The sequence below is a fragment of the Phytoactinopolyspora endophytica genome, assembly GCF_004138495.1.
In the GTDB taxonomy this organism is placed as follows: domain Bacteria; phylum Actinomycetota; class Actinomycetes; order Jiangellales; family Jiangellaceae; genus Phytoactinopolyspora; species Phytoactinopolyspora endophytica.
The window spans coordinates 463,000-465,816 of record NZ_ML142850.1 but is presented as its reverse complement, the minus strand read 5'-3'; the positions used below and the strand labels follow the sequence as shown (position 1 = coordinate 465,816).

The following is a 2,817-nucleotide window of genomic DNA, read 5'->3' as shown; positions in this document are numbered from 1 at the left end:
CCGGCTGACGCTGGACGAGAAGCTGTCACTGCTACACCAGTCCCAGGACCCCATCCCTCGCCTGGGCATCCCGTACTTCAAAGCCGGCACCGAGGCCCTGCACGGTGTGGCCTGGTCCAACGACCTGAACGACAACTGGAGCCAGGTGCTCGGCACGGAGGGGACGGTGTTCCCGCAGGCCATCGGACTGGCCAGCACGTGGAACCCGGACCTGATCGAGGACGTCGGCTCGGTCGTCGGCGATGAGCTGCGCGGCTACAACTCGATCAACCCCGAGCTCTGGGGCCTGCAGACATGGGCGCCCGTCGTCGACCTGCTCCGCGATCCCCGCTGGGGCCGCAACGAGGAGGCCTACTCCGAGGACCCGCTGCTCACCGGTGCCATCTCCACCGCCTACGGCAGCGGTCTGTCCGGCGACGACCCCGAGTACCTGAAGGTCGCGCCGGTGCTGAAGCACTTCTACGGCTACGGGAACGAGACCAACCGCAGCCTGACGTCGTCGAACCTGACGCCGCGGGTGGAGCAGGAGTGGGCCCAAGCCGCGTTCAAGCCGGCGATCTCCGCCGACGCGGCCACCGGTGTCATGGCGTCATACAACCTGGTCAACGGCCGCCCGACGCACGTTGACCCGGACATCGACGAGGTCGTCCGGTCGTGGACCGACAAGGACCTCTACAACGTCAGCGACGCCTGGGCGCCGCGGGCGCTGGTCGAGTTGCAGGGTTACTTCGACGAGCACGACGAGGCGTATGCGGCCGCGATCAAGGCCGGGGTGGACGGCTTCACCGTCGACGAGAACAACCCCGAAGCCACGATCGACTTCCTGAAGTCCGCGCTCGACAAGGGTTACCTGACGGTCGCCGACGTCGACGACTCGGTGCGGCACGTGCTCTCCATCCGGTTCCGGCTCGGGCATTTCGACCCCGACGGCGGTCCCTACGGCGACATCACCGCCGACATCCTCGACCGGCCGGAGCACCGGGAGCTGAACCGCGAGACCGCCGAGGACGCGCTGGTTCTGCTGGACAATGAGAACGGCACGCTCCCGCTGGACCCGGGCGAAACGTCGAGCGTCGCCGTGATCGGCCCACTGCACGACGAGCTATACAGCGACTGGTACGGCGGGACCATGCCGTACGAGGTGACGCCGCTGGACGGGATCACCGAGCGGCTCGGCGACGACGCCGGCGTGACCGGTGTCGAGGCGCTGGACCGGGTGGCGTTCAAGGACACCGAGTCTGGCAGGTACCTCACCGCCACGGGCACGGAGCCCGAGGACGAGGTGGTCGCGTCGGAGACGGAGCCCACAGCTGCGTCGCAGTGGGACGTCAACGAGTGGATGTCCGACTACGCGACACTGCGCAATGTCGACACGGGCACGTACATGACCGGCAACTTCGGGCCGTACAACACCAGCTCTGAGGAGCCCAGCGGCTGGTTCGTCCAGCAGCAGTTCCGGCTGGAGGAGCAGGACGACGGGACCTACCTGATCCAGTACGTGGGCTACGAGACGAACGAAAGCTGGTGGGGATTCCCCGAGCACTACGTCACGGTCGCCGAGGACGGCACCGTGGGCACCGGCTTGAAGGCCGATGCCGCGCGGTTCGAGAGAGAGGTCGTGAACAGCGGGGTCGACGCCGCGGTGGCCGCTGCCTCCGACGCGGACGCCGCCGTCGTCGTTGTCGGCAGCCAGCCCTTCGTCTACGGAAGGGAGAACCACGACCGGGAGAACCTCGAGCTCGGCGGCAGCCAGCAGGAGCTGGTCGAGGCCGTGACCGCGGCCAACCCGGACACCGTCGTCGTGCTGGAGACCAGCTACCCGACGACGTTCGACGACCAGCCGGAGACTCTGCTGTGGACGACGCATGCGGGCTCGGAAACCGGGAACGCCGTCGCGAATGCGGTCTTCGGCGACACCAACCCGGCCGGCCGGCTGACCCAGACGTGGTACGACGGCGTCGACGACCTGCCCAGCATCACCGACTACGACATCATCAACAGCGGCTGGACGTACATGTACCACGACGGCGAGCCGCTCTACCCGTTCGGGCATGGCCTCTCGTACAGCGACTTCGAGTACTCCGGCCTGAAGACGAACGGGAAGGCGGTCGGTGGCAACGGGAAGGTGCGGGTCAGCGTCGACGTGACCAACACCGGCGAGCTGGCCGGGGACGAGGTGGTCCAGCTCTACACCCACCAGCAGGAGTCACGAGACGAGGTGGCTCAGAAGCAGCTGCGCGCATTCGAGCGGGTGTCGCTGGAGCCGGGTCAGACCGAGACGGTGGAGTTCACGCTGCGCGCCTCCGACCTGGCACATTGGGACGTCACCCGGGAGAAGTGGGTGGTGGAGAAGTCAGACTACGACCTGCTGCTGGGGGCGTCGTCGGACGACATCCGGGAGCAGACGACGCTGCGGGTGAACGGCGAGACGATCCCGGCGCGCAATCTGGCGAAGCTGACTCGGGCCGAGAACTTCGACGATTACTCCGGTGTCCAGCTGGTCGATGAGAGCAAGGAGCGCGGCACCGCTGTCGAGGGCGATGACGGCGCGTGGATCGAGTTCGCCGACGCTAAGTTGGGTCGTCGCGCTTCGACGTTCCGGGCGCAGGTTGCCAATGGTGGCTCGGACGAGGGGTCGATCGAGATCCGGCTGGATTCCCCGACCGGACCGCTGGTGGGGACGGCGACGGTGGAGAGCACCGGCGGCGTCTACGAGTACACGACGGTCAACGCGGAGCTGTCCGAGGCTGATGGTCGGCGAGACGTGTATCTCGTGTTCGACGGCGAGATACGTCTATCGACGTTCTCGATCAAGTA

General features: G+C 67.1%; 1 protein-coding gene. It reads left to right on the top strand.

Going from position 1 to position 2,817, the window contains the following annotated elements:
* A partial coding sequence (locus ELR45_RS05420; protein WP_205856056.1) for a glycoside hydrolase family 3 protein occupies nt 1–2,817 on the top strand: 2,817 nt, incomplete at both ends.